This window comes from Phenylobacterium sp. (assembly GCF_025934275.1).
In the GTDB taxonomy this organism is placed as follows: domain Bacteria; phylum Pseudomonadota; class Alphaproteobacteria; order Caulobacterales; family Caulobacteraceae; genus Phenylobacterium.
The window spans coordinates 1-4144 of the sequence record NZ_JAICYI010000103.1 but is presented as its reverse complement, the minus strand read 5'-3'; the positions used below and the strand labels follow the sequence as shown (position 1 = coordinate 4144).

Sequence of the window (4144 nt, the reverse complement as noted above, 5' to 3'; positions counted from 1 at the left end):
ATCGCTACGTCAGCTTCCTGAAGTGGCTGACCATGTCGCTGTTCGCCTACGTGGCGGTGGTGTTCGCGGTGCACATCGATTGGGCGGAGGTGGCGATCCGCACCGTCCTGCCCCAGCTTCCCGACGGTGGTTGGATCGTCGTCGTGGTGGGGGTCTTCGGCACCACCATCAGCCCCTACCTGTTCTTCTGGCAAAGCTCGGAGGAGGTGGAGGATGAAGAGGCCAAGCATCAACGGCCTCTGATCCGGGACGGGCGTCGCGCCAAGGCCGAGCTGCGCCGCATCGAGTGGGACACCCTTGTCGGCATGGGGGCCTCCAATCTGATCGCCTTCTTCATCATTCTCACCACCGCCGTGACCCTGCACACCCACGGCCTCACGGATATCCAGACCTCGGAACAGGCGGCGCTGGCGCTGCGGCCGGTGGCCGGTGAGTTCGCCTTCGTCCTGTTCGCCCTGGGCATCGTCGGCACCGGCCTCCTGGGCGTGCCGGTGCTCGCGGGCTCGGTCGGCTATGCGGTCGGCGAGCTTCGCGGCTGGAAGTGCGGCCTCGAGTACAAGCCGACGGAGGCCGCAGGCTTTTATGGCGTCATCGTGGCGGCGGTCGTCCTGGGCCTCGCGGTCGGCTATTCGGGCCTCGACCCGATCCGGGCGCTGTTCTGGAGCGCGGTGATAAACGGGGTGATCTCGGTCCCGATCATGGCGGCCATGATGGTTGTCGCCAGCCGTCGCCAGGAGCTGGGCCGCTTCGTGGCCTCACCCGTGCAGGTCACCTTCGGCTGGGCCGCGACGGCGGTGATGGGCGTCGCGGTCGTGGCCATGTTCGTCGCGAAGTAATTCCGTTCAGTAGGGGTTCTGCGCCACCAGCCGGGCTTCGCGAGCACAGGCGACGGGGTCCGGGACCGGGCCGCTCCGGCGGACGGCGGCCACCTCGGCGCGCGCCCCGTCCAGGTCGGCGCGGAACGCCGGATCGCCGTGCAGCGCGGCGACCACGATCGAGCCGTTCAGCCGGCCGGCCTGGACGGCGCTCAGCGAGTGCACGCCGCAGACCATCCGGCTCTCGCCGAACGCCCTGGCCCGCATCAGGATCGGGGTGGCCCGATCGGGCGCGAGCTCGGCCATGATCAGGCCGATGGCCCAGCCCCAGCCGTTGTGGCCCGAGGGATAGTCGGGGCTCGCCGCCAGCGATTCGGTCTTCGGCACGCAGATGTCGCCGCCATAGAGCAGGTAGGGCCTGGGCCGCTTGTAGATGTCCTTCGGCCGGTTGGTGGCGCGGCTCACGTCGGGGGCCATTTTGAGGATCAGGGCGAACGTCTTGGGCGCGTTCTGCGGCGTCAGCTCGACGCCGATGGCGCAGGCCAGGTCCTGGACGATCGCGGCCTGGTTGGCGTCGTTCTGCGCCAGCGCCCAGCGGGGCGTGTCCTTCAGAGCCCGGGTGGCCTGGAAGACCGCCTGGTCCGTCTTTTCACGCGGGCTCCCCTTGGCGGGGGAGGGGGGCAAGATGGCGTAGGTGTCCGGCAGCGCCGGGCCGAGATAGCCGCTCGCCCCGGGCGGCGGAGCGGTCATGGGCGGGGCGGTCTGCGGAGCCGGCGCTGCGCCGATGCTCAGGAGGCCGATAGACGCCGCCGCCAAGATTCCGATCCGCCCAGCCATCCGAACCTCCACCACTCGCCAGCCTCGGTGTCGCAGAGCCCGGAACGGTATTCAAGCCGCAGAGAGGACCGCCTGGCTCAAATTAATTTTCTTGACTCATAGATTGAGAAAATTAATTATCGACTCATGGATGCGGCAAAAACGCAAGACTGGCAGGCGCTGAGCGAGCTGACGCAGGGCCGTCCCATCGTGATCGAGCGGGTGCGGCTGCTCGATCGCGGCATCGCCATCGAAGGCGCCTTCGAGCTGCCGACGCTGGCGCAGCTGTCGGCCGAGGACCAGGTGTTCGTCGCCGCGTTTGTGCGCAGCCACGGCTCGATCAAGGAGATGGAGCAGGTGTTCGGCGTCTCCTACCCGACGGTCAAGTCGCGCCTGAACCGGATCGCCGACGCCTTGCCGCTGCTGGAGGTCGACATCGGACCGGCGTCCGCGGGCGCCGATCGCGCCGAGGTGCTGGAGCGCCTCAGGCGCGGCGAGATCAGCGCCGACCAGGCGATCGCTGAACTGGAGGCTCGCTAGATGCCCGCCTATCCCCGCGCGGTCAGCCGCTTCGCAGAAGCGGTGACGGAGGGCAGCCTTCCCCCTTCGCCCCGGCTGGCGGCGCCGCCACGGCCTCGGACGGTCGTGCGCCTGTGGCTACCGCTCACGCCGCTGTTCCTGCTGCTGTCGCCGTTCCCCTTGCTTCTGGCGCCGCTCGCCTGGCTGGCGCCGCCGGCCCTCCGGCCGGGCAATCCCTACGCCGCCGCGCTGGCGCTCGGCCGGCTGCTGCTGTCGCTCGGCGGCACGATCGTCCACGTCGACACCGCGGACGCGCTCATCAGCCTCCGCATCCTCTAGGAGACCTCCTCATGAACGAAGATCGCCGCTCGATCCTGCAGATGCTGGCGGAGGGCAAGATCACCGCCGACGAGGCCGAGCGCCTGCTCGCCGCGCTCGACCGACGCGCTCTGCAGCCCGAGGCCGCGGCCCCGCTCGGCCATAATGCCCAGCCCAAGTACCTGCGCGTGACCGTCGACTCCGACGAGCCGGGCGAGGGTGGCCCGACCAAGGTGAACATCCGCGTGCCGATGTCGCTGTTGCGGGCCGGCGTGCGGCTCACGCACCTGATCCCGCCCAAGGCGCGCGAGCAGGTCAACGCCGAGCTCGAGAAGAACGGCGTGCCGTTCAACCTCAACGAGCTCAAGCCCGAGAACCTCGAGGCTCTGATCGACCACCTGAACGACCTGCAGGTCGACGTCGACGACGCCCGCGCGAAGGTCCGCGTGTTCTGCGAATAACCGAGCGGCCTCCCCAAGACGCCGCGATGACTGGCCGCCGTCCCTTATCCCGGACGGCGGTCCTTTTTCCCTATCCCGCGTCGAACAGCTTGGCCCAGCGGCGGCGTTCGCGCTTTTTCCAGCCCGCCCGATGCCAGGCGTCGGAGGCGATCAGCGGGACGACGGTGGTGGCCTCGGCGAACACCATCTGCTCCCAGGTCACGTCCACCTTGCCCCAGGAGCAGGCCTCCTTCAGCGTCGACGATGAGCAGGCGCCGTCGCGCACGTCGGCGACGGTGATCTGCACCGCGTATTTGTGCATGTCGACCTCGTGGCCAAGGATCTCGGCGCAGACCACGGTGTCCTGGGCGAAGTTCTTCGGAACGCCGCCGCCCACCATGAACAGGCCCGTGGCGCCGGCCGCGATCTTGATCTCGGTGAGCTCTCGGAAGTCGGCCGCCGAGTCGATGGAGACGTAGGGCCGGCCCGCCTTGCGGCGCTCCACCTGGTGCTTCACCAGCCCGAATCCCGCCGAGCAGTCGGAAAACGCCGGCACGAAGATCGGCACGCCTTCGCGCCAGCAGGTCTCGACCAGGCTATCCGGCTTCTTCGCGTGACCGTCGGCGAGCCACTTGCCCATCGCCTGGATGAATTCGCGGCTGGAATAGGGGCGCGGCTCCAGGCTCTCGCAGATCTCGTAGATCGCCGCATCGCAGGCCTGCAGCTCCTCCTCGTCGATGTAGGTGTCGTAGATGCGGTCGATGTAGAGGGCGCGAAGGTCGCGGTCGTCGACGCCGCCCTGGGCCTGGTAGTGCTGGAAGCCGAGCGCCTCGAAGAAATCCATGTCGACGATCGAGGCGCCGGTCGCGACGATGGCGTCGACCATCCCGTACTTCACCATGTCGCGGTAGATGTGCATGCAGCCGCCGGCCGATGTCGATCCGGCCAGCGTGAGCCAGGTCGAGCAGGCCGGATCCTCCAGGGCCATGAAGAGGATGTCGGCGGCGCGCGCGGTGTCGCGGCTGGTGAAGCTCATCTGGCGCATGGCGTCGATGATCGGCCGCGCGTCGAACTGGTCGATCGCCACATGCTCGACAGTGTTGGCCAGGAGCTCGGCCTTGCGGTTCGACTTCTGAACGTCAGCGTTCATTCTCTTTGCCTCGAGAGTTTGAGCGCCCGTCCGGAAAATCTCTTCGGGGCCCGGACGGAGCGACGGGCCCGAAGCCCCTCCCCCTT

General features: G+C 68.4%; 6 protein-coding genes. 4 read left to right on the top strand and 2 right to left on the bottom strand.

The features are described 5' to 3' along the window. The coding region (locus tag Q0W60_RS17280; RefSeq protein WP_297697319.1) for a divalent metal cation transporter at positions 1 to 836 on the top strand (836 nt) is incomplete at its 5' end. A gap of 6 nt (positions 837 to 842) precedes the next feature. Here Q0W60_RS17280 and Q0W60_RS17275 read toward each other — a convergent pair. Then, the gene (locus Q0W60_RS17275) at positions 843 to 1631 is read right to left on the bottom strand and encodes a phosphatase PAP2 family protein (RefSeq protein ID WP_297697318.1); all 789 of its coding nucleotides are present in this window, start codon (positions 1629 to 1631) and stop codon (positions 843 to 845) included. Between the two features lie 147 nt (positions 1632 to 1778). Here Q0W60_RS17275 and Q0W60_RS17270 point away from each other — a divergent pair, with 147 nt between their 5' ends. Genes Q0W60_RS17270 through Q0W60_RS17260 form a run of 3 tightly spaced genes read left to right on the top strand, consistent with a single transcriptional unit; the run spans position 1779 to position 2929 of the window. After that, on the top strand, positions 1779 to 2171 hold the full coding sequence (locus Q0W60_RS17270; protein WP_297697317.1) for a DUF2089 domain-containing protein: 393 nt from the start codon (positions 1779 to 1781) through the stop codon (positions 2169 to 2171). Further along, entirely contained in the window at positions 2172 to 2489 is a 318-nt protein-coding gene (locus Q0W60_RS17265) for a hypothetical protein (RefSeq protein WP_297697316.1), read from the top strand. Between the two features lie 11 nt (positions 2490 to 2500). Next, positions 2501 to 2929, top strand: a complete 429-nt coding sequence (locus Q0W60_RS17260; protein ID WP_297697315.1) for a hypothetical protein — start codon at positions 2501 to 2503, stop codon at positions 2927 to 2929. A gap of 70 nt (positions 2930 to 2999) precedes the next feature. Here Q0W60_RS17260 and Q0W60_RS17255 read toward each other — a convergent pair whose 3' ends face one another. Further along, entirely contained in the window at positions 3000 to 4058 is a 1059-nt protein-coding gene (locus Q0W60_RS17255) for a deoxyhypusine synthase (RefSeq protein WP_297697314.1), read from the bottom strand. Positions 4059 to 4144 lie beyond the last annotated feature (86 nt).